The 22,951-nt window shown below is 61.6% G+C and carries 12 protein-coding genes and 7 pseudogenes; 11 read left to right on the forward strand and 8 right to left on the reverse strand.

Features of this window, described 5'->3' with window-relative positions:
* Window positions 1-79: 79 nt before the first annotated feature.
* Window positions 80-1,477 (forward strand): MFS transporter, encoded by a 1,398-nt coding sequence (locus P6U16_RS18820; protein WP_277703904.1) that lies wholly within the window; start codon window positions 80-82, stop codon window positions 1,475-1,477.
* 40 nt (window positions 1,478-1,517) lie between these two features.
* Here the strand turns inward: P6U16_RS18820 and carB are convergent.
* From carB to P6U16_RS28440, 4 genes and pseudogenes are all read right to left on the reverse strand, one after another.
* A pseudogene (gene carB / locus P6U16_RS18825) lies at window positions 1,518-5,008 on the reverse strand (carbamoyl-phosphate synthase large subunit).
* Window positions 5,009-5,224: 216 nt separating this feature from the next.
* On the reverse strand, window positions 5,225-5,902 hold the full coding sequence (locus P6U16_RS18830) for a pentapeptide repeat-containing protein (protein WP_277703905.1): 678 nt from the start codon (window positions 5,900-5,902) through the stop codon (window positions 5,225-5,227).
* Between the two features lie 190 nt (window positions 5,903-6,092).
* Complete coding sequence (locus tag P6U16_RS28435) at window positions 6,093-6,665, reverse strand: zinc-binding dehydrogenase (RefSeq protein ID WP_349017699.1); 573 nt, start codon at window positions 6,663-6,665, stop codon at window positions 6,093-6,095.
* 62 nt (window positions 6,666-6,727) lie between these two features.
* Window positions 6,728-7,123, reverse strand: a pseudogene (locus P6U16_RS28440) (alcohol dehydrogenase catalytic domain-containing protein).
* Window positions 7,124-7,319: 196 nt separating this feature from the next.
* On the opposite strand from P6U16_RS28440, the gene P6U16_RS18840 reads away from it, so the two are divergent.
* The 3 genes from P6U16_RS18840 (at window position 7,320) to P6U16_RS18850 (ending at window position 9,087) form a co-directional block, all read left to right on the forward strand.
* The gene (locus P6U16_RS18840; protein WP_277701770.1) at window positions 7,320-8,258 is read left to right on the forward strand and encodes a neutral zinc metallopeptidase; all 939 of its coding nucleotides are present in this window, start codon (window positions 7,320-7,322) and stop codon (window positions 8,256-8,258) included.
* A gap of 154 nt (window positions 8,259-8,412) precedes the next feature.
* Window positions 8,413-8,748, forward strand: a complete 336-nt coding sequence (locus tag P6U16_RS18845; protein ID WP_277701771.1) for a hypothetical protein — start codon at window positions 8,413-8,415, stop codon at window positions 8,746-8,748.
* A gap of 57 nt (window positions 8,749-8,805) precedes the next feature.
* Window positions 8,806-9,087, forward strand: coding sequence for a hypothetical protein (locus tag P6U16_RS18850; protein WP_277701772.1), 282 nt, complete (start codon window positions 8,806-8,808; stop codon window positions 9,085-9,087).
* 38 nt (window positions 9,088-9,125) lie between these two features.
* On the opposite strand, the gene P6U16_RS18855 is transcribed toward P6U16_RS18850, so the two are convergent.
* Window positions 9,126-10,121, reverse strand: a complete 996-nt coding sequence (locus P6U16_RS18855) for an aldo/keto reductase (RefSeq protein ID WP_277701773.1) — start codon at window positions 10,119-10,121, stop codon at window positions 9,126-9,128.
* A 130-nt stretch (window positions 10,122-10,251) separates the two neighbouring features.
* Here P6U16_RS18855 and P6U16_RS18860 point away from each other — a divergent pair.
* The 3 genes and pseudogenes from P6U16_RS18860 (at window position 10,252) to P6U16_RS18870 (ending at window position 14,132) form a co-directional block, all read left to right on the forward strand.
* Window positions 10,252-11,168 (forward strand): annotated as a pseudogene (locus tag P6U16_RS18860) (LysR family transcriptional regulator).
* A gap of 149 nt (window positions 11,169-11,317) precedes the next feature.
* A pseudogene (locus P6U16_RS18865) lies at window positions 11,318-12,567 on the forward strand (MFS transporter).
* Window positions 12,568-12,725: 158 nt separating this feature from the next.
* Window positions 12,726-14,132, forward strand: coding sequence for an MATE family efflux transporter (locus tag P6U16_RS18870; protein WP_277701774.1), 1,407 nt, complete (start codon window positions 12,726-12,728; stop codon window positions 14,130-14,132).
* A gap of 4 nt (window positions 14,133-14,136) precedes the next feature.
* Here P6U16_RS18870 and P6U16_RS18875 read toward each other — a convergent pair.
* Window positions 14,137-15,089, reverse strand: a pseudogene (locus P6U16_RS18875) (HD-GYP domain-containing protein).
* Window positions 15,090-15,296: 207 nt separating this feature from the next.
* Window positions 15,297-16,505: a glutamine-hydrolyzing carbamoyl-phosphate synthase small subunit gene (carA, locus tag P6U16_RS18880; protein WP_277701775.1), complete on the reverse strand. Its 1,209-nt coding sequence runs from the start codon at window positions 16,503-16,505 to the stop codon at window positions 15,297-15,299.
* Window positions 16,506-16,784: 279 nt separating this feature from the next.
* On the opposite strand from carA, the gene P6U16_RS18885 reads away from it, so the two are divergent.
* Entirely contained in the window at window positions 16,785-17,243 is a 459-nt protein-coding gene (locus tag P6U16_RS18885) for a GatB/YqeY domain-containing protein (RefSeq protein WP_277701776.1), read from the forward strand.
* Here the strand turns inward: P6U16_RS18885 and P6U16_RS18890 are convergent.
* Window positions 17,212-18,104 (reverse strand): annotated as a pseudogene (locus P6U16_RS18890) (hypothetical protein). The gene P6U16_RS18885 and the pseudogene P6U16_RS18890 overlap by 32 nt on opposite strands.
* Window positions 18,105-18,301: 197 nt before the next feature.
* Here P6U16_RS18890 and dnaG point away from each other — a divergent pair.
* The 3 genes and pseudogenes from dnaG to recQ all read left to right on the forward strand — a co-directional run bounded on the left by dnaG (window position 18,302) and on the right by recQ (window position 22,944).
* Window positions 18,302-20,296, forward strand: coding sequence for a DNA primase (gene dnaG, locus P6U16_RS18895; protein ID WP_277701777.1), 1,995 nt, complete (start codon window positions 18,302-18,304; stop codon window positions 20,294-20,296).
* A gap of 182 nt (window positions 20,297-20,478) precedes the next feature.
* The gene (locus P6U16_RS18900; protein ID WP_277701778.1) at window positions 20,479-20,823 is read left to right on the forward strand and encodes a hypothetical protein; all 345 of its coding nucleotides are present in this window, start codon (window positions 20,479-20,481) and stop codon (window positions 20,821-20,823) included.
* 238 nt (window positions 20,824-21,061) lie between these two features.
* Window positions 21,062-22,944, forward strand: a pseudogene (recQ, locus tag P6U16_RS18905) (DNA helicase RecQ).
* Window positions 22,945-22,951 lie beyond the last annotated feature (7 nt).

The following is a 22,951-nucleotide window of genomic DNA, read 5'->3' on the forward strand; positions in this document are numbered from 1 at the left end:
CGCGACCCCAATGGAGACGCAGATGACGAACGAGATTGTGCAGCACGACGAGACAGAAGCACGCACCGATGGGGACAGCATGTCCGCCACGTGGGGAGAATTGCTGACACCCCGCAATCTGGCATCGACCGTGACCTTGTGCCTTGGTGTTGCCCTGTTTGCCTTCAATGAATTTTTCATCGCCACGGCCCTGCCGTCGGCTGTCCAGGATCTGGGCGGGACGGCGCTGCTCTCCTGGGCCTTCACGGTCTATCTCGTCTTCGCCATCATCGGCGGCATGATGGCGGCCCATCTGAAGCAGCGGTTCGGCGCGCGCCGGACGCTGCTTGCGGCGGCTTCGGTTTTCATCGTCGGCACGCTCATTGCGACCGTCGCCACGGAGATGCTGCATGTTCTCGTCGGGCGACTGTTGCAGGGCGCGGGCGAGGGCGTCGTTGCCGCTTTGTGTTATGCGCTGATCCCGGAACTTTTCCCTTCGCGCCTGGTGCCGAAGGTCTTTGGTGCTGAAGCGATCGTCTGGGCAACGGCAGCGTTTTCCGGTCCGCTCGTCGCCGGCGTCCTGACGGAGCACTGGTCCTGGCGGCTCGCATTTTTCGTCAGCCTTCCCGCTGCCGTCATCTTCATCATCCTCGTGCTCTTCATCGTGCCGAAGGCGGCTCAGGCCAGCGCGTCGACATCCACCCTGCCGCTTTCACGGCTTGCCTTGGCGGGTGTCGGCATTCTCATGATTTCGCTTGCCGGCACGGTCGATGCAGTTCTCCTGATGAGCCTGTTTCTTGCTGGTGCCATGGTCCTGCTTGCCGTCGTTGTCGGTCTCGACAGGCGGTCCGAAAATCCGATGTTGCCGCGCGCCGCCTTTTCGCTCGACAAGGCTTTGGGGGCAGGGCTCTGGGTGGTTCTTCTAATGCCACTGGCGCAGGCCGCCGCCGCCGTGTTCCTCATTTACAGCCTGCAGCATCTCTGGATGCTTTCACCCACCGTTGCCGGCGCGATCGGCGCGGGCATGGCTGTGTCCTGGAGCCTGACCGCGATCGCGGTCGCGAGCCTGAAGTCTGCGGAGACCCGACATCTCGTCATGCAAGTGGGACCGGTGCTGGTCCTGATTGGTCTTTTCCTCGTGGCGCTTGCCATTGGCACCGATCAGCTCTGGCTGGTCATTCCTGCACAGGGCGCAATCGGAGCCGGCTTCGGAACGTCCTGGGGCACACTCAGCCAGTTGATGATGGATGTCTCGAGCGACGAGGAGCGCGACCGGACATCGGCCATGCTGCCAACGCTCCAGTCTGCCGGCTACGCCATCGGCGCTGCATTTTTCGGGCTCGTCGCCAACACAATGGGTTTCGGCGAGGGCATCGGCGCAGAGGTGCTGCGTTCCGCGATGCTTGTCGTGTTTACCGGCAGCTGCCTTGTGGCCTCACTCTCGGCTATGGCGGGTCTGCGCATGGCGCGGCTGGTTCGCATTGGGAAAGGACAATAGGCAGAAAAGGGACGCCCCAGCTTGAGGCGTCCCAAAAGCATCACACCTTGAAATAGCTCTGCAGCGGGTGGACGTCGAGGCTACCGGCTTTCAGGGCCTGGATGGCCTGAGCGGCGGCTTCCGCGCCGGACATGGTGGTGTAGTACGGCACCTTCTGCATCAGCGTCGCGCGGCGCAGGGACTTTGAGTCCGAGATCGCTTTCGAGCTGTCGGTCGTGTTGATGACCAGTTGCACCTGGCGGTTCCGGATGGCGTCCTCGATGTGCGGGCGGCCTTCCAGCACCTTGTTGATCTTGATGGCGGTGATACCCTTTTCGGCCAGGAAGCGGGCGGTGCCGCCGGTCGCCATGACCTTAAAGCCGCTCTCAACCAGAATTTTGATCGCCGGCAGCACGCGTTCCTTGTCTTCGTCGCGCACCGAGACAAACACTGTACCGTCACGCGGGAGATCAACGCCGGCGCCCAGCTGCGCCTTGGCGAATGCCATCGCAAAGGTCTTGTCGAGGCCGATGACTTCGCCCGTCGAGCGCATTTCAGGGCCGAGCAGGATATCGACGCCGGGGAAGCGGGCGAACGGGAAGACGGCTTCCTTGACGGCGATGTGCGGCAGGTTGCGCGGGTCGGGGCGCTTGCCGTAGGCGGCGATCGCCGCATCGAGCTTTTCGCCGGCCATGATGCGGGCGGCGATCTTGGCGATCGGCGCGCCGATGGTCTTGGCGACGAAGGGCACGGTGCGCGATGCGCGCGGGTTGACCTCCAGCACGTAGATCGTGCCGTCCTTGATGGCGAACTGAACGTTCATCAGGCCAACGACATTCAGCGCCTTGGCCATCGCCTTGGTCTGGCGTTCCAGTTCGTCGACGATCTCGTTCGACAGCGTGTTGACCGGCAGCGAGCAGGCACTGTCGCCCGAATGGATGCCGGCTTCCTCGATATGCTCCATGATGCCGGAGACGAAAACATCCGTGCCGTCGGAAATGGCATCGACGTCAACCTCGATGGCATTGGTGAGGTAGGTGTCGAACAGCAGCGGGTTCTTGCCGAGCAGCGTGTTGATCTGGCCGGTCTTGTCGTTCGGATAGCGCTGCTTGATGTCCTCGGGCACGAGACCCGGCACCGTATCGAGCAGGTAGCTCTGCAGCATGCCTTCCGAATGGATGATCTGCATGGCGCGGCCGCCGAGCACATAGGACGGGCGCACGACCAGGGGAAGCCGATTTCCGAGGCGACGAGACGGGCCTGCTCGACGGAGTAGGCGATGCCGTTGTTCGGCTGGTTGAGGTCGAGCTTCATCAACAGCTTCTGGAAGCGGTCGCGGTCTTCGGCGAGATCGATCATATCAGGCGCGGTGCCGAGGATCGGGATGCCGTTCTTTTCCAGCGCTTCGGCCAGCTTCAGCGGCGTCTGGCCGCCGAACTGGACGATGACGCCGTGCAGCGTGCCGTTTTCCTGCTCGGCGCGCAGAACCTCGATCACGTCTTCGGCCGTCAGCGGCTCGAAATAGAGACGATCCGACGTGTCGTAGTCGGTCGAGACGGTTTCCGGGTTGCAGTTGATCATGATCGCCTCGAAGCCGGCGTCGCGCAGCGCAAAGGCGGCGTGGCAGCAGCAATAGTCGAACTCGATGCCCTGGCCGATTCGGTTCGGACCGCCGCCGAGGATCACGACCTTCTTGCGATCGGAAATCTGCGCTTCCGAGCGTGCAACGCCATCAAACGGCGTCTCGTAGGTCGAATACATATAGGCGGTCGGGGAGGCGAATTCGGCAGCGCAGGTGTCGATGCGCTTGAAGACGGGGCGCACATTCAGGCTGTTGCGCAGTTCGGCGACTTCCTTCGGACGCTTGCCCGAAAGCGTGGCAAGACGTGCATCCGAAAAGCCCATGCCCTTCAGCATGCGCAGGTTTTCCGGATCTGTCGGCAAGCCGTGCTCGCGCACGCGTGCTTCCATATCGACGATTGCCTTCAACTGGGCGATGAACCAGGGATCGATCTTGCAGCCGTCGTGAACGTCAGCTTCCGACATGCCCATGCGCAGGGCCTGGGCGACCATACGCAGCCGGTCGGGGGTCGGCGTGCCGATCGCGGCGCGGATGGCATTGTGGTTGTCGCCGGTTGCTTCAAGGCCGGGGATCTCGATTTCGTCGAGACCGGTCAGGCCGGTTTCAAGGCCACGCAGCGCCTTTTGCAGCGATTCGGCAAAGGTGCGGCCGATCGCCATGACTTCCCCGACCGACTTCATCGCTGTCGTCAGCGTCGTGCCGGCGCCCGGGAATTTCTCGAAGGCAAAGCGCGGGATCTTGGTGACGACATAGTCGATCGACGGTTCGAACGAGGCTGGCGTTGCACCGCCAGTAATGTCGTTGTCGAGTTCGTCGAGCGTGTAGCCGACGGCGAGCTTGGCGGCGACCTTGGCGATGGGGAAGCCGGTTGCCTTCGAAGCGAGCGCAGACGAGCGCGACACGCGCGGGTTCATCTCGATGACGACAAGGCGGCCATTTTCCGGATTGACGGCGAACTGTACGTTCGAGCCGCCGGTCTCCACGCCGATCTCGCGCAGCACCGCGATCGAGGCGTTGCGCATGATCTGGTATTCCTTGTCGGTCAGCGTCAGCGCTGGTGCGACGGTGATTGAGTCGCCGGTGTGCACGCCCATCGGGTCGATGTTCTCGATCGAGCAGATGATGATGCAGTTGTCCGCGGTGTCGCGAACCACTTCCATCTCGTACTCCTTCCAGCCGAGAACCGATTCCTCGATCAGCACTTCGGTGGTCGGCGAGGCATCGAGGCCGGAATTGACGATCTCGAAGAATTCCGAACGATTATACGCAATGCCGCCGCCGGTGCCGCCCATGGTGAAGGACGGGCGGATGATGGCGGGCAGGCCGATCTGGTCGAGCGCCTGCGCGCCGATCGCCATGGCATGGCTCATGTAGCGCTGCTTGCGGTCAGTCTCGCCCAGGTTCCAGGTGTTTTCGAGATCGTCCAGCGCCTTGTCGAGGTCGGCGCCTGATAGAGATGCTTTCAGTTTGTCGCGCTCGGCCACATGCAGCTTGCGGTCGTGATCCTTGATATCGGTGGCGTTTGCCAGCAGCGATTTCGGTGTTTCGAGCCCGATGCGCGCCATGGCTTCACGGAACAGCGCCCGGTCTTCCGCCATGTCGATGGCAGCGGGCTTGGCGCCGATCATCTCGACATTGTAACGGTCGAGGACACCCATGCGCTTCAAGGAGAGCGCCGTGTTCAGTGCCGTCTGGCCGCCCATGGTTGGCAGAAGCGCGTCAGGGCGCTCCTTGGCGATGATCTTGGCCACGACTTCCGGCGTGATCGGCTCGACATAGGTCGCATCTGCGAGATCCGGGTCGGTCATGATGGTTGCCGGGTTGGAATTGACCAGGATGACCCGGTATCCCTCTTCCTTCAGTGCCTTGCAGGCCTGTGTGCCGGAATAGTCGAATTCGCAGGCCTGGCCGATGACAATCGGTCCTGCACCGATGATGAGGATCGATTTGATGTCTTGGCGCTTTGGCATGATCTCTATCCGCTTTTCCGGCTGCGCGAAAAACCGGCCCGGATGAAGTTCACCGGCCGGCTGCGCAGAAATGGTCTTTCGAGGCTAGAAGCGGCTTATAGGGAAATGTGGGCCCAAGCGGAACCCCGAAAATTCCGGAATCGACAGGAAAATCGGTGGTGTTTTTCATAGGCTATAGGTAGCGCGCAAGGCTGTCTCAGCGCCGGTCTTATCACGCTATTCGAAATCGCATGGCCATTCCGGCGGATTGACCAGGCCAGAGGGCAGTTTCGTGGACTTGTCGCCGCAGGCAAGGTTGACCTGCGACTGCTCCAGCCCCTCCGCCGCCGACAGGTCCATGCCTTCGATTCGCGTCAGGAACAGGAAGGCGTGGTCGAAGCCGAGCGGCCCTTCGAACGTGGCTTCGCTGAGTTGCGCGCGCGACAGGTTGGCGAAAGAAAACTTGACCCCGGTCAGGTTCGCCTTGCTGAAATTGGCGCGGCCAAGCTCGGCTTTTTCGAAGCTGACGCCGGTCAGGTCGGCGCCGGTGAAGTCGGCGCGCTGCAGTTCTGCGCCGGCAAAGGTCGCGCCGGCGGCAGTGATGTTGGCAAAGCTGCTGCGATAGGCCTCGACCTTGGTGAAATTCGCCTTTTCGGCCTTCGAGCCATTCAGCCAGCTGCGCAGCAGGGTCGCCTTTTCAAAGTTCGCCGCATTGAAGTTGGAACTGGTCAGGTCGGTCATGGCGAAATCCGTGCTGAACAGATTGGCGCCCTGAAGGTCGCTGTATTGCAGCATGAGGTTCTTTTTGCTGCATTCGGCCCAGTCGAGGCCGGGAGCGGCCACAGCTGCGCAGTCCGCGGCCTTTGCGGGATAGGCAGGCAGGGTCGCAGCCGCGAAAGTGCCGGCCGCCGCCATAAGAATCGAGACCGATACCGGCCGCCTCAATGCAAAAATGTCCATCCCGGTCCTCCGACTTCGCCGCCGCCCCGCCATAACGGGATAGCGGTTAACATTCGAAATGATTCTTACACCGCTTGTGTTCCAATAAAAAGAACCGACGCCTTCAACAGGGCGTGACGTGCGTGCTCTCGGGACTGTCTTTCGCTCATGCGGCTCCGCCTGGAATGACCAGAACCTTGACTTCACCGGGTGCTGCCGGCCGGCTGATGACGTCAGGCGCTTCTTCCAGTGAAATCCGTCTCGAAATCAGCTTGTCGATCTCGATGGCGCCGGACGCGACCAGATCTGCGGCGCGGCGGTGCGTGAAGGGATTGATGAAGGAGCCGAGCACCCGCAATTCGCGAAACAAAATGTCGAAGGGTTCGATCTCGACTTTTTCGCCCTGCGGCAGAACGCCGAGAATGACGACGGTGCCGCCGGCCTTTGCGAGGCGTGTCGATTGCTGCACGGTTTCTGCCACGCCGGCGCATTCCAGAACGACATCGACGCCGCCGGGAACCAGCCCGTTCGGCCCAGCGATCTGCTCGATCACGTCGCCGGCGGAAGGATCGACCGTGGCCGTCGCGCCGATCTCTTCGGCCAGCGTCCGGCGCGATTGCTGCCGCGTCGAGAGGATGACGGTGGTGGCGCCCGCAAGCCGTGCGAGTTGCACAGTCAACAGCCCGATGACCCCGCCGCCGAGCACCACGACCGACGAGCCGGCCTTGATCTGCGCCATATCTATGCCATGCAGGCAGCAGGCCAGCGGCTCGCAGAAGGCGCCGTGTACGGGGTCAAGCGTCAGCGGGATTTCGAAGGCCTGCTTCTGCGGCACGATGACATAGTCCGCGAATCCACCATCGCGGCTGATGCCGATGGCTTTCAGGTTGCGGCAGAGATTGACCCGGCCTGCCAGGCATTGCGGGCAGCGTCCGCAGGAAATATTGGGGTCGCCGGTGATGCGGCTGCCGAGCGAAAAGCTCTTAACATCGCTGCCCATCGCTTCGACAATGCCGCAGAACTCGTGCCCCAGCGTCAGCGGCGGTACGGAGGGAACTCGCCGTGCAGCAGATGCCGATCGGTCCCGCAGATGCCGCACGCTTCGACACGCACGAGAAGATCGTCCGGCCCGGGCACGGGCGTTTCCACCTCGCGGACGAAGATCTCGCCGATGGATTCGAGCCGCACTGCCTTCATAGTGTCGTTCCTCCCAAAACAATGTTCACCAGTCTGGCATGGTCGTCCCTCCGCTGCCAATGGTCTTTCCAGTTGAGCCTAAACGCATGAAGCGTTTTCTTCCGTTTGATCTTGGACAAAATCGCTTCTCGCGCGTTATATGATGGCAAACAACAAGGTGCGTGCCGGAGAGGCAGGCAAGACCGGGAGATCGTTCATGGAATGGAAAGGCCGCCGCCAGTCAGGCAATGTCGAGGACCAGCGCGGAGCGAGCCGCGGCGGGCTGGGTGGCAATCCCTTCGGACGGGGCGGCTTCCGGCTTCCCACGGGTGGCGGGCCGGGCCGGGCCGGCGGCGGAATGAGCATCGGCACGATCGTCGTCCTGGTGGTGATCTATTTCGGCCTTAAGATGATGGGTATCGATTTGTTGCAGCTGATGGACGGCGGCTCAATGTCTGGTCCGTCGAGCAGCTACGAACAGAGCGATGGTTCACAGGCGCCGCAGGGTACGGCGCAGGAGGAAGAAACCAAGGCCTTCATGTCGACGGTGCTGGCGGAAACGGAAGACACATGGAACGGCATCTTCCAGGCTGAAGGCGAAACTTACGAGGAACCGAAGCTCGTGCTTTTCCGTGACGGCATCAACTCGGCCTGCGGCATGGCATCCTCGGCGACCGGGCCTTTCTACTGCCCGGGCGACCGCAAGGTCTATCTCGACATGCAGTTCTTCGACGAACTGGCCCAGAAGTTCGATGCGACGGGCGACTTTGCCCAGGCATACGTGCTGGCCCATGAAGTCGGCCATCACGTCCAGAACCTGATCGGCGTTCTGCCGAAGTTCAACCAGGCCCGGCAATCAATGAGCGAGGCCGATGCCAACGCCATGTCCGTGCGCGTCGAGCTTCAGGCCGATTGTTTTGCCGGCATCTGGGGAAAATATACCGAGCAGAAGGGCCTCCTTGATCAAGGGGACGTCGAGGAAGCCCTGAACGCGGCGACCCAGATCGGCGACGACACGCTCCAGAAGCGCACGCAGGGCTATGTCGTTCCGGAAAGCTTCAACCACGGCACGTCCGCACAGCGCTCGAAGTGGTTCAAGCGCGGCTACGACAGCGGCAAGATGTCGGCTTGTGATACATTCAAAGGCAATATCTGACAGCGCAGTACCGTTGATCCGCCTGTCAAATTTACGTGTACGGCCCGTTGCGCCATCGTAAATCCCGGCGGCCGGCCTACATCAGACTTCACGATCACATCCTGTCGGAGCGGCGATTTTTCTTCGCGCCGACAGGACCATGAAGGAGAAAACAATGCGTCGGTCCATTAATTTCGCCCTTGCCGCGGCGGCTTTATCCCTTTCCATTCCCCTCTCGGCCAGCGCCGACGAGCCTGTCGGCAATATCCTCTTCGGCCGTCCGCTCGAGCCGGGCATCAATGTCGTCTGGCTGAATACGGATTCGCAGAACGACCAGCGGGCACCGGTCATCTACCGCAACCCTTCGCCCGAGACCCGCGCCAATGCGCAATCCGAGGTGATGTCCAATCCGACGCTGCGCGATTTCATCGAACGTCGCCACATCCAGCCGCACAACGTGCTGGCGATCGAGACGGCGGCCAATGGCGGCAAGGTCCTATTTGCCCGATAGGGTGCGATACCTCCCCGATTCTGGAGAAGCAGTCATGAAAAAACACTTAGCCTGGCGGTGGCCGCCGTCGCGTTGTCGCTCGGTGCCATTCCCGCGTACGCCCAGTCCGTACCGGGGGTGACGATCATCCGGCTCAGCCAGTATTCCGATATTATCGACTATCCGCAGATCCCGTCGATCTATCGCAACCCATCGGCCCGGACGCGAGCCAAGGCGCAGGAGGAAATCCGCGCGACGCCGGCCATCCGGCAACTTCTCGAGCGTCGCGGGATCGCCTTTGGGCGCGTCAATGCTGTCCAGACGGCCCTGAACGGCGGCAAGGTCGTCTACGTCGATTGATGGCGATCCCCGCGCGCGGATCGCCGAAACCTTTCCGGTTATTTCTCGCTGTCCATATGGGCGAGCATCGCTTCCGGATAACGCCCGCCGGCGGCGGCATCCTTCGGCACTGCCCGTTCGATGGCGGAGAGATCATCGGCTGTCAGCGTGACGGCCTGCGAGCCGAGCGCCTCTGCCAGGCGGTCGGGCCGGCGGGCGCCGATGACAGGTATGATATCCGCGCCCTTTGCTGCCACCCAGGCGATGGCGATCTGCGCAACTGACGCACCCTTTTCCTCGGCAATGACGCGCAGGGCCTCAACCAGTGACAGGTTGCGGTCGAGATTTTCCGCCTGGAAGCGCGGTCCGTGGGAGCGGAAATCGCTCTTCTCGGTTCCCTGGCCCTTCTTCCAGTGGCCGCTGATGAGCCCCCGTGATAGCACACCATAGGCGGTGACGCCGATGCTGAGATCGCGGCACGCGGGCAGGATCGCATCCTCGATTCCCCGCGAGATTAGCGAATATTCGATCTGCAGGTCGACGATCGGATGAACGGCCGCTGCACGGCGGATCGTCTCTGCGCCGACTTCCGACAGCCCGATATGGCGGACATAACCGGCCTTGATCATGTCCGCGATAGCGCCGACGGTCTCTTCGATCGGCACATTGGGGTCGAGACGGGCAGGGCGGTAGATGTCGATATAATCGACGCCGAGGCGCTGCAGCGAATAGGCGATGAAATTCTTCAGGGCCGCCGGGCGATTGTCGATGCCGTTGAAACCACCGTCGCGGTCGCGCAGCGCGCCCGTCTTAACGCTGAGGATGATCCTGTCGCGATCGATACCCTTCAGGGCTTCGCCGATCAGCATTTCATTGTGGCCCATGCCGTAGAAATCGCCGGTATCGAGCAGGTTGATGCCGGCATCAAGCGCGGCATGGATGGTGGCGATGCCGGTCGCCCGATCCGACGGGCCGTACATGCCGGACATGCCCATGCAGCCGAGGCTGAGTGTCGAGACCATGGGGCCGGTCTTGCCGAGTTGAACCTGTTTCATTGTGCTTCTCCTTGTTTCCCGCCGCGAAGGGGCTTGGGCTGCGACGGCCTGTTCCGGAGACTGTTTTACGCGCAAGTGTTTTGTGCGATAATCCATCTCGACATGAACGGGTTGTTTGGAAATAAGAACAATGAGTGATTTGCCGCTGGCTGACCTTGATGCCTTCACTGCCGTCGCACGGGAGCGGAATTTTCGCGCCGCCGCCCGCCTGCGCGGCGTTTCGGCGTCGTCGCTGAGCGAGGCCCTGCGCCGGCTGGAGCAGCGGCTCGGCGTGCGGCTTCTCAACCGCACCACCCGCAGCGTCACCTTGACGGAAGCCGGCGAGCAGTTGCTGGAGCGGCTGTCGCCAGCGCTGGGCGAAGTCGCCGCCGCGCTCGATCAGGTCGGCAGCTTTCGCGACAGCGCCACGGGAACCTTGCGGCTGAATGTGGCGACGGTCGTTGCCCGTGTCGTGCTGCCCGGCATCATCGCGGATTTCCTGAAGGCCTATCCCGGCATCGCGCTGGAGGTCAGCGCCGACGACAGTTTCATTGATGTGCTTGCCGCCGGTTTCGACGCCGGGGTGCGCTATGGCGAGATGCTGGAAAAGGATATGATCGCCGTGCCGATCGGTCCGCGTCGCCAGCGTTTCGTGCTTGCCGCGTCACCCGGCTACCTGCTCGCCCATGGCGAACCGCGTCATCCGCGCGAAATCCTCGATCACGCCTGCATCCGCCATCGTTTCTCCAGCGGCAGGGTCGCACCCTGGGAATTCGAGCGGGGGAGGAGGTCGTGCGTCTCTCGCCCAAGGCCCGGGTCACCGCCAATACGCTGGAACTGGAGATCAGCGTCGCCATTTCCGGGCTCGGCATCATCGCGACATTCGAGGAGTTCCTGAGCCCGGCCATTGCGCGCGGCGAACTCGTGCCGATCCTTGAGGACTGGCTGCCGGATTTTTCCGGACCCTATCTCTATTATGCCAGCCGAAGGCACATGCCACCGCCGCTTCGGGCTTTCGTCGATTTCGTCAAAGGTCGGTCCCGACAGCCCCGCGAACCGGCAATGTAGCCCAACCGCGTTATCAATGTTCCCGAAGCAATCATCACTAATATTGAAATGTTCATGGATTGTTTCGGTTAAAGTTTTCTCTAAAGACCATTTCCCTGCCGTTGTTCGCCTTCCGTATCGACAGCCGGCTGCAGTCAGAGGTTTGTACGATGATCGATCCGAAATCGGCGCGCCGCGGTCTGTTCCTGGTTTTCGTCATCCTGTTTCTCGATGTGATGGGCCTGGCGATCATCATGCCGGTTCTTCCCGCCTATCTGGTGGAACTGACCGGGGCCAGCCTCTCGGAGGCCGCGGTGGATGGCGGATGGCTGCTCCTGGTCTATGCCGCCATGCAGTTTCTCTTTGCGCCCTTCATCGGCAATCTGTCCGATCGTTTCGGGCGACGCCCCGTGCTGCTTGCCTCGGTGCTGACCTTTGCCATCGACAATCTCATCTGCGCGCTTGCGGTCAGTTACTGGATGCTGTTCGTCGGCCGGGTGCTGGCCGGGATCAGCGGCGCGAGTTTCTCGACGGCTGCGGCCTACATCGCCGATGTCAGCGACGACAGCAACCGCGCCAAGAATTTCGGCCTGATCGGCATCGCGTTTGGCACCGGTTTCGCGCTCGGCCCTGTGCTGGGCGGGCTGCTGGGGAATTCGGCCCGCGCGTGCCGTTCTACGGTGCCGCGGCACTGGCCTTCGCCAACTTCCTTCTGGCCTTGTTCTTCCTGCCGGAAACGCTGGGCATGGAACATCGCCGCCGTTTCGACTGGCGTCGCGCCAATCCGCTTGGCGCCCTGAAACAGATGCGCCATTATCCCGGCATCGGCTGGGTCGGCCTCGTTTTCTTCCTCTACTGGCTGGCCCACGCGGTCTACCCCTCCGTCTGGCCTTTCGTTTCCGCGGCCCGTTATGGTTGGAGCGAAGGCCAGATCGGCCTGTCGCTGGGAATTTTCGGCATTGGCGGCGCCTTTGTCATGGGGGTGGTCCTGCCGCGCATATTGCCCGTGTTGGGCGAGTGGAAAACCGGCGCGGTGGGGCTGGTTTTCACGGCGGTCGGCCTGTTCGGCTATGCCTTGGCATGGCAGGGCTGGATGGTCTATGCCGTGATCGTGCTTACTTGCCTCGAAGCGCTGGCCGATGCACCGCTGCGCAGCGTTGCCGCCGCGAAAGTCCCGCCCTCGGCGCAGGGCGAATTGCAGGGCGCGCTGTCGAGCCTTTCGAGCATCACCACGATCATCGGCCCGGTAATCTTCACGCAGATCTTCAGTCATTTCACCGGACCAGCGAGCCCCGTCGCCTTTGCCGGTGCCCCCTATGCGCTCGCCGCCTGCTTCGTCGTCGTCGCGCTTGTGGTCTATCTCTTGAAAATCCGGCCGTCAGCGGATCTGCCAGAAAAGGTCTCTCCGCAATCAGCGTGACCATGCTGCCGAAAAGATCATCAAGTTTCGTGATGTTTCGATGAAAAAATACGCATTCGCGTGATTTCGGCTGGTTCTTGGACGGCGGTTGATCTATTTCCTTGCTTCTCCGTCATGCGGCCCATTCCGGCTGCGACGAAGCCAAGGCTCAATCTTCCATGTTGATTTCGACCCATAGCAATACGGGCGTCCGCACCGACAATTCCTGGTCCGCGCATTACCGCGCCTCGATCGCGCTCGGCCTGCCTTTTGTTGGCGCCCAACTGGCGCAGTTTGCCATCCATGCAACCGACGTATTGATGGTTGGTCGGCTCGGGACGACGGAACTGGCTGCCATGGTGCTGGCGGCGCAGATGTTCTTCACCGTGTTCATCTTCGGCTCCGGCTTTGCCAATGCCGTCGTGCCGATCGTGGCACAGGCGGAGGGCAGGGGCGATCGGGTCGCGGTTCGCCGTGCCGTGCGCATGGGCATGTGGGCTGTGCTGGCTTACGGCGCCTTGACGGCGCCGCTGCTCTGGCATGCCGAATCGATCCTCCTATTGATGCGCCAGCAGCCCGAAGTCGCAGCCCTTGCCGGCAGCTATCTGAAGGTGGCGCTCTGGGGCATGTTTCCGGCCCTGCTGTTCATGGTCCTGCGCGGTTTTCTGAGCTCGCTGGAGCGCGCCGGCATCATCCTCTACGTGACGATGATCGTGCTGATCGCCAATGCCGGTCTCTGCTACATCTTCATCTATGGCCATTTCGGCGCACCGGCGCTCGGCATCGTCGGTGCCGGCATTTCCGCGCTGATCGTCAATATGCTGAGCTTTATCCTGCTTTATGCCTATATCCAGTTCCAGCCGGAAACCCGGTCCCATGAGATCTTCGTTCGCTTTTGGCGGCCTGACTGGCCGGTGCTGTGGGAGGTCTTCAAGCTCGGCCTGCCGATCGCCGTCACGATCCTTGCCGAAGTCAGCCTGTTTACGGTGGCCTCGCTCTTGATGGGCATGATCGGTACCGTCGAACTGGCGGCCCACGGGATCGCGCTTCAGTTCGCCTCGATTGCCTTCATGGTGCCGCTTGGCCTCGCGCAGGTGGCGACGGTGCGCATCGGCCTTGCGCATGGGCGCCGCGATGCGGAGGGCATCAAGCGGGCGGCGATCGCCGTTCTCGTCATCGGCTGCGGCTTTGCTCTGATCGGCAGCGCCATCTTCGCCCTGTTTTCGCATGAACTTGCGGCCATGTACCTCGATACCAGCCGGCCGGATGCCGCGCAGGTGCTGGCCTATGCCGGCCCGCTGATCGTCATTGCCGGTGCGTTCCAGCTGGTCGATGGCGTCCAGGCCCTGGCGGCCGGCATGCTGCGCGGCCTGAAGGACACGACGGTGCCGATGATCCTGGCGCTATTGTCCTATTGGGCGATTGGTTTTGTCACCGCCTATCTGCTGGCCTTCCATTTCGGCTTCGGCGGTCTCGGGGTTTGGTATGGATTTGTGCTGGGGTTGACGGCAGCAAGTGTTACGCTCACCTGGCGGTTCTTCCGCTTTCTCTCGGCCGAACGGAAATTGCTGGCTCAACCGGCATAGCTCGTCAGGACTGCAGCACGTTGTTCAGAAACTGCAGCAGAAGCTGGCGGTCGAAACAGCCCTTTCGGTCCAGCATCCAGCTTTCCGCTTCCTGCGGCGTCCAGGCTTTCTTGTATGGGCGTGCCGAGGTGACTGCATCATAGACGTCACAGATCGCGGCAATCCTTGCGTACTTGCTGATCGCGTCGCCGGAAAGGCCATAGGGGTAACCCTTGCCGTCCATGCGCTCATGATGATGCTGGCAGACGTCGAGTACGATCTCCGGCATGCCTGCCTGGCGCGAGAGCATGGCATGGCCTTTTGAAGGATGCTCGCGCATCAGGCGCATTTCACTCTCACTGAGGGCGCTATCCTTGGTCAGCAGTTCGCTGGGGATCGCCAGCTTGCCGATGTCGTGCAGAAGCCCGGCCATGCCAAGCGCGCGCACGGTTTGCTCGTCAAAATTCAGATGTTGGCCAAACCGGATCATCAAAGCGGAAACCGCGATGCAGTGCACGAAAGTTGCCTCGTCCCGGACTTCAAGCGTGTCATGCTGAGAATGATATCGCTGTGACGCAGGCTTGCCCGCGTTATCTGGGCGATGATCGGCGCAACCATGGCGACGGTCAGGTCCTTGCCCGCACGCGCATCGTCGAAAACGCCCTTTAGCAGGCCGGTGGCTTCGCTCAGAACCTTGGCAACGGCCTCCCGCTGCCTTCTCTGCCGGACGGGCGATTGCAACTGCCGGCGTGCCTTTTCGACGACGGCTGGCACGTTCATCGGCGGCGAATGAGCATCCAGCCCTTTTGCCGTATTGATGAAGACACCGCTGAGATTGCTGCGTTTCAATGTTCGCGCATCGGTCTCGCTTTCAAGCAGGAAACGGCGTCCGGCAAGCGGGCTGTTCAACCACGGACCCTCAAGGGATTCAATGAACATCCCGACACGGAGCTGGCTTGTCTCAATGCGCTTGAGCATGGTTCTCGCTGTCAAATGATTTCAAGCATTGATTTGCGATGTCGCCTCCTAAGTCCACCGCCCTTGAATTCTATGCTTTAGAAATTAATAAAATTGCAAAGACAATTTTCCGGAGAGTTCCCGACCAATCGGCATCAAAAAAGCCCCTTCGCAAGAAGCGAAGAGGCTGATGATGATTATGCGGTCTTAGTCGATCCTGGACGGGGACTATCCGCGCTCAGCCAGCGCCGGCTCGCCCTTCTTCGCGCGCACCAGATTGATGAAACGGCGGAAGAGGTAGTGGCTGTCCTGCGGACCGGGCGAGGCTTCCGGGTGGTGCTGGACCGAGAAGACAGGCTTTCCGGTCAGGCGCAGGCCGCAATTGGTACCGTCGAACAGGGAGACATGGGTTTCCTCGACGCCATCTGGCAGCGACTTGGCATCGACGGCAAAGCCATGGTTCATCGAGACGATCTCGACCTTGCCGGTCGTATGGTCCTTCACCGGATGGTTGGCGCCGTGGTGGCCCTGGTGCATCTTTTCGGTCTTGGCACCGAGCGCCAGTCCCAGCATCTGGTGGCCAAGGCAGATGCCGAAAACCGGGATATCGGTCTTGATGAGTTCCTGGATGACCGGGACGGCGTATTCGCCGGTTGCTGCCGGATCGCCGGGGCCGTTCGACAGGAAAATGCCGTCCGGCTTCTGCGCCAGCACTTCTTCAGCGGTGGTCGAGGCCGGCATGACGGTGACCTTGCAGCCGAGACCGGTGAACAGGCGCAGGATGTTGCGCTTGACGCCGTAGTCGAGTGCAACGACGTGATGCGTGGTGTCGGCTTCCGCCAGTTCGTCATAGCCTTCGTTCCAGACCCAGGGCTTTTCGCTCCAGCGCGAGGTCTGGCCGGAGGAGGCGACCTTGGCGAGATCGAGCCCCTCAAGCCCGCTCCAGGCCTTCGCCTCCGCCTTCAGCGTGGCGATGTCGAAGACGCCGTTCGGGTCATGCGCGATGACAGCGTTCGGGGCGCCGTTTTCGCGGATCCATGCCGTCAGGGCGCGCGTATCGATGCCGCACATGCCGATGATGCCGCGGGCTTTCAGCCAAGCATCAAGGTGTTTTGCCGCACGGTAGCTCGAAGGGTCGGTAATGTCGGCCTTGAAGATGACGCCGACCGCGCCGTGGCGGGCTGCCGGCGTCAGGTCCTCGATGTCCTCGTCATTGGCACCGATATTGCCGATATGGGGGAAGGTGAAGGTAACGATCTGCCCGAGATAGGAGGGGTCGGTCAGAATTTCCTGATAGCCGGTCAGCGCCGTGTTGAAGCAGACTTCCGCCTGCACCTTGCCGGTTGCGCCGATGCCTTTGCCGGTAATGACAGTGCCGTCGGCCAGAACGAGCAGGGCGGTTGGTTTTTCTGTGGTCCAGGGGCTTGTCGCGGTCATAGTCTTCATCCCGTTCAGGCGGCGTGCGTCAGACATCCAACAGAATGTCGTCCGGCCGTTTTGGTTCGCAGGCGGATAGACGCGGGCGATACGCGCGCGCTGTCGGGCCTGGTCACGATGTTTGTGCAGGTGACGGTCAATAGCTTCCGCGCCACGCAAGGTCAATCTTGAAGACGCGGAGGTCGGCTTTTCCCGCGGCTTTTGCCGGAGATATGCGCAATTCGTTTGCTCCGGATTGTCCGGCTGGTTTATGGAACGTCATCAACAGGAGTAAGGACAATGATGCGCGATCAACTCGCTGCCGCCCTCAAGGATGCGATGAAATCGAAGGATGCGCCGCGGCTATCCACCGTCCGTCTGATTCAGGCCGAGATCAAGACTCGCGATATCGCCAACCGCACCGCCGGCAAGGGTGACGCGAGCGATGACGAAATCCTGCAGATCCTGGCAAAGATGGTCAAGCAGCGCGAAGAATCGGCGAAGATCTACGAAGACAACGCCCGCCCCGAACTGGCGGCCAAAGAACGGGCCGAAATCGTCGTCTTGCAAGATTTCATGCCCAAGCAGCTCAGCGACGCGGAAATCCGGGCCAATCTTGCCACGGTGATCGCCGAGGTCGGCGCGGCCGGCCCCAAGGACATGGGCAAGGTCATGGCGGTGCTGAAGGAGCGTTATGCCGGGCAGATGGATTTTTCCAAGGCCTCCTCTACGCTGAAAGAGTTGCTCGCGTCTGCGTGACCGGTTCGTCGGTGGCGATTGTCTGCGCAAAGGCTTGGTCGATGATCGCGAATTTTTCGGCCTGATAGCTCCAGTATTCACGGATGAAACCCTGCGAGAGCCAGAGATGGTTCTTGCCGGCGCGTTGCTCCATGCCGAGGCTGCCCATGCTTGACGCCTTGTTCATCAGGCGCTTCAGGTGCGTTTTCGAAATCATGTATCGTTCGCAGATATCGCTCGATGAGATCGGCCCGATATCGATGCGTTCCGCGGAAGGGTCGAAATCGGCGATATGCGAGATCAAATAGTCCATCACCACGCCTCCGGAATTGGCCCAGGTGAAAAGATTGAATGTCTCTCCGGGATTTCGCACCGCATGGTTCTCAATGATGCCCTCGGCGACGCGCGGCTGAACCCGCGCAAACAGGGGTCGCCATAGGGCAGCCGGCCGGCACGGCTGCCTCCGTCCAGTTCGTCTAGGATTACCAGATGGGCGTTCAGCCATTTCCAGACAGCCTGACAGGCAGTTTCCGTCGGCTCCAGCGGACGCATGCGCCGGTCCGGCGGATTGTCGCTGTAGTGGACGAACCGGTAGGCGAGCATTTCCTGGACGAAGGCAGCGGCCGTGTTGCGGCTCGCAATGCCGTGCGCAACGGCCTGCGCGACGAAACGACCTGCATAGAGCCCTGACGAAGGATCGGCGGGATCGCGGTCGTAATGAAGCGCGAACCCGGCCTGTGCCATGAGCCAGCGCTGCTGCGACGCGAAGATCGATGCCTGTCGCGGATTTTCGCTGAACATCGCCGTCATCTCCCGCGCGCAGAGGCGCATCGCGGAAAAGAAATCCGAACTGGCGGCAAGGTCTTTTGCGGCAAATGTCATTCGGGCGGTTCCCGGCCAAGGATGGGTGCAAGTTGTCGCCAGATTGCCGGGGAATGTCAAATTTTTCTAGCGCCGGTTTTGGCTGGTGAAATGATTTGGGTGCGCATTGAAGCCTGTGAATTGCGGGCATCATCGTGCCGCTTGCTGGCGCTCGCCGTCATTGCCATCTATAGCAAGGGCCAACCCCTGAGGATGAGATGCGCTTTTCACCGACCTTTCTTGACGAGATTCGCGACCGCGTTCCGATTTCGGACGTGATCGGCAAACGCGTCAGCTGGGACCGGAAGAAGACCAATGCCTCCAAGGGCGACTACTGGGCCTGCTGCCCCTTCCACGGCGAAAAGTCGCCGAGTTTTCACTGCGAGGATCGCAAGGGGCGGTATCATTGCTTCGGCTGTGGTGTCTCCGGCGACCATTTCCGTTTCCTGACTGAGCTGGACGGGATGAATTTTCCCGAAGCCGTGCAGCAGATCGCCGATCTTGCCGGCGTCGCCATGCCGCAGCCCGATCCCGAGGCGGAAAAGCGCGACAAGGACCGCACCAGCCTGCAGGATGTCATGGAAATGGCAACGCAGTTTTTTCAGGATCAGTTGCAGACGGCAAACGGCGCCAAGGCGCGGGCCTACCTGCGCGACCGCGGATTGACGGGACGCACGATCGAGACTTTTCGGCTGGGCTTTGCGCCGGAAGGCCGCAATGCCCTGAAGGAGCATCTGGCCGGCAAGGGCGTTCCCAAGGAGCAGATCGAAGCCTGCGGGCTTGTCGTCCACGGCCCGGAAATCCCGGTGTCCTATGATCGTTTCCGCGACCGCATCATGTTTCCGATCCTGTCGTCACGGGAAAAGGTCATTGCCTTCGGCGGCCGGGCCATGTCCGCGGATGCGCCGGCCAAGTATTTGAATTCGAATGAGACGGAACTCTTCCATAAGGGCAATGTGCTCTACAATTTTGCGCGTGCACGGCGGGCGATGTCCGGCGCAGACGGAGCCGGCACGATCATTGCCGTCGAAGGCTATATGGACGTGATTGCGCTGCACCAGGCCGGCATCGAAAATGCGGTGGCCCCGCTTGGCACGGCGCTCACCGACAACCAGCTGGCGCTGCTCTGGAAACTGACCTCGCAGCCGGTGCTCTGCTTCGATGGCGACGGCGCCGGTATCCGTGCGGCCAATCGCGCGGTCGATCTTGCCCTGCCGCACCTCAAGCCCGGTTTCTCCGTGCGTTTTGCCATGTTGCCTGACGGCAAGGACCCGGACGATCTGGTGAAGCATGAGGGCCGTGCGCCCTTCGACAAGGTTCTGGCCAATGCCCGCTCGCTTTCAGAAATGCTCTGGACCCGCGAAGTCCAGGGTGGTGGCTTCGATACGCCGGAAAAACGCGCCGAACTCGAAGCACGGCTGAAGCAGATAACCGCCGTGATTGCCGACGAAAATGTTCGCCGCCACTATGGTCAGGACGTGCGCGACCGGCTGAATGCGTTCTTCCAGGGGCCGTCTCGTCAACAATCCGGCCAGCGCGGCAGTTTCGAGCGCAATCCACGACAGAATGCCGGACGCGGCGGCCAAGCGGGCAGGGGCGGCCAGCCTGCGCAGCGGGCCGGAACCGGCGCCATATCCGATCGGCTGGCACGGTCCTCCATGGTCAGCGGCAACCAGACCCTGCCGCCGCTGCGCGAAAGCGTGCTGGCGCTGACGATCGTCAACCATCCGCAACTGCTGTTCGAGGAGTATGACGAGGTTTCGGCCATCGACTACGAAAACCGCGACATGCAGAAGTTCTGGTCGGCGGTGCTGAACGCAGCGGCCGCCGCCGGTCCCCGCCTGACGCGTGAGGCGCTGATCGAAATGCTGGAGGCGGAGGGGTTTGGCGCCTTGCTGAAAGCGCTGGACCAGCAGATCCGCTTTGCACGGCTCTGGACCGCCACCGCAGCCGCCGCACCCGAAGACGCGCTCGAAGGCTATCGCCAGGCGATGGCGCTGCACAAGCGCACCAAGGCCCTGCTTTGGCAACGACGCGAGCTGGAAAACGAGCTGGCCTATGCGACCGAGGAAGGCGATGGCGAAACCGTGTCACAGGTTCTGCGCAGTCTCCAGGAGGTTCAGCTCGAAGTGGTGCGCATGGAAAACCAGGAGGCCATCATCGATGGCTTCGGCGTACTCTCCGGCCGGATCAAGGGGCCGGCGGGGAAGTAGAGACGTGCCCCCTTCTTTCGAGAAAACCATCTTCAATCCTGCGCGATTATTCGTGCAATCGCTGCCGGCCAGACGTGATGTCTCCCGGAACCATTAACGAATCCACCCGTTAGCAGGGTGTCGAACGAATGGGTTTCAGCCCAGCCGGTATCGCCACACGGAATTCACGAGGAGAAGACATCATGAAAAAGGCCCTTACATTCGCTCTGGCCGCCGCCCTGTCGGCAACGTCCCTGACCGGCTTTGCCTATGCGCAGACGACCAGTTCCACCACGACCATGGCAGCACCGTTGACAGAGGACATGGTTAGCGTGATCGTGGTTTCCGAGCCGCAGCCCGACGACGGCCAGACCGAGGTTTCGGAAACCTACAAGAACCCTTCACCGGAAACGATCGCCAGCGCACAGACGGAAATCCAGGCAGATCCGGCCCTGATGGACATTCTCGTCAAGAAGAATGTCCAGCTTGAAAATGTCGTCGGCATCCAGACGGCGGCCAGCGGCGGCAAGGTCGTCTACGTTAAGTAAGCATTGACGAATTTTAAGTAAGCATTGACGAATTTTCTGAAACGAGGCTCCGGTAATTCCGGGGCCTTGTTGCGTTGAAGAGAGAAGCATTGCCAATCCGCTTGGCGTGCGTTGCTGCATGACTCACCGGAATGACGTTGCGTCACATCGCGCGGGGTTATGCACAGCCGCCATCAATGCCGCATCGCGCTCGGTCGCGGAATCGTGCCATAGTCGGGACCTGCACGAGAAAGTCTTCATGTCCCAGTCAAGTCGTTCCCAGCCAAGCCAACCCACCCCCAGATCGACCGATCCGCTTTTTGCCGGTTCCAAGGCCGCTGCAAATCCGCTCGATGTCCTCAAGACGATTTATGGCTTTTCCGCCTTCCGGGGAAAGCAGCAGGCGGTGGTCGATCATGTCGTGGCCGGCGGCGATGCCGTGGTGCTGTTTCCGACCGGTGCGGGCAAGTCGCTGTGTTTCCAGATCCCGGCGCTCTGCCGCCCCGGCGTCGGCATCGTCGTTTCGCCGCTGATTGCCCTGATGCGCGATCAGGTCGAGGCGCTGAAGCAGGTCGGGGTTCGGGCCGCAGCCCTCAATTCGTCCCAGACGCGCGATGAGGCGATGGCAGTGCGTCGGGCGCTGTCCGCAGGCGAGCTCGATCTTCTCTATGTCACGCCTGAACGCATCCTGACGCCCGGCTTCCACGACATGCTGGGCGATGCCAGGATTGCCCTGTTTGCAATCGACGAAGCCCATTGTGTTTCCCAGTGGGGACATGATTTCCGCCCGGAATATCGCGAACTCGGGCAATTGGGTGAGCGCTATCCCGGCGTGCCGCGCATCGCGCTGACGGCGACCGCCGATCCGCACACGCGGGAAGACATCATCGATCGGCTCGGCCTGCGCGGCGGTCAGGTGTTCACCACCAGTTTCGACCGGCCGAACATCGCCTATGAAATCGTCGAACGCGACCAGCCGCGCCAGCAGCTCCTGCGGTTCCTGTCGCGCCACAAGGGGTCGAGCGGCATCGTCTATTGCCTGTCGCGCGCCAAGGTCGAGGATACGGCCGAATGGCTGGAGAAACAGGGCGTGCGTGCGCTGCCCTATCATGCCGGCATGGACAGGGCCGTGCGGGACGCCAATCAGGATGCGTTCCTGAAGGAGGAAGACCTGTGCCTGGTGGCAACCGTCGCCTTCGGCATGGGCATCGACAAGCCGAACGTGCGTTATGTCGCGCATCTCGATCTGCCGGGCTCGGTCGAGGCCTATTATCAGGAGACCGGTCGTGCCGGGCGTGACGGGCTGCCGTCTGAAGTCTGGATGGCCTATGGCATGGCCGACGTCATCCAGCGTTCGCGCATGATCGACGAGGGGCAGGCCTCCGACGAGATCAAGCGGGTCGAGCGGTCGAAGCTGAACGCGCTGCTCGCCATCTGCGAAACCGCCGGCTGCCGACGCCAGGCGATCCTCAAGCATTTCGGCGAGGCCCACGGCGGCGGGTGCGGCAATTGCGATACCTGCAATACACCTGTTGAAACCTGGGATGGAACGGAGGCCGCGATCAAGGCGCTGGCCGCTGTCTATCGCACCGGCGAGCGTTTCGGCACCGGCCACGTGGTCGATGTGCTGATGGGCGTCGAGAACGAAAAAACCCAGCGCTTCGGCCATGTCGACATGCCGGTCTTCGGCGTCGGCAAGGATGTGCCGGCAAAAACCTGGCAGTCCGTCTTCCGGCAGTTGCTCGCCGCGGGTCTCGTCCATGTGGATCAGACAGCCTTTGGTGCGCTGAAGCTGACGGAGGACGCCAGTGCCGTGTTCAAGCGGCAGCGGCAGATCCTGTTTCGCAAGGATCGCCCGACGACAGGCAAAGCTAAGTCTGCCCGTGGAGCCCCTCAAGCGCAAAATCCAACCTCTCGGAGCGAGACGGCGAGCTGTTCGAGGCGCTGCGCAACGCCCGCATGACCATCGCCAAGGGCCTGTCCGTGCCACCCTATGTCGTGTTTCCCGATACGACGTTGATCGCTTTCGCAACCGAACGCCCGATGAGCCGCACCGACCTTCTCGGCATTTCCGGCGTCGGCCAGTCGAAACTTGAGAAATATGGCGATGTGTTTTTGGCGGTGATCCGCCAGCACGCCTGAGATAACA

The organism is Rhizobium sp. 32-5/1 (assembly GCF_029537235.1).
Lineage (GTDB): Bacteria > Pseudomonadota > Alphaproteobacteria > Rhizobiales > Rhizobiaceae > Pararhizobium.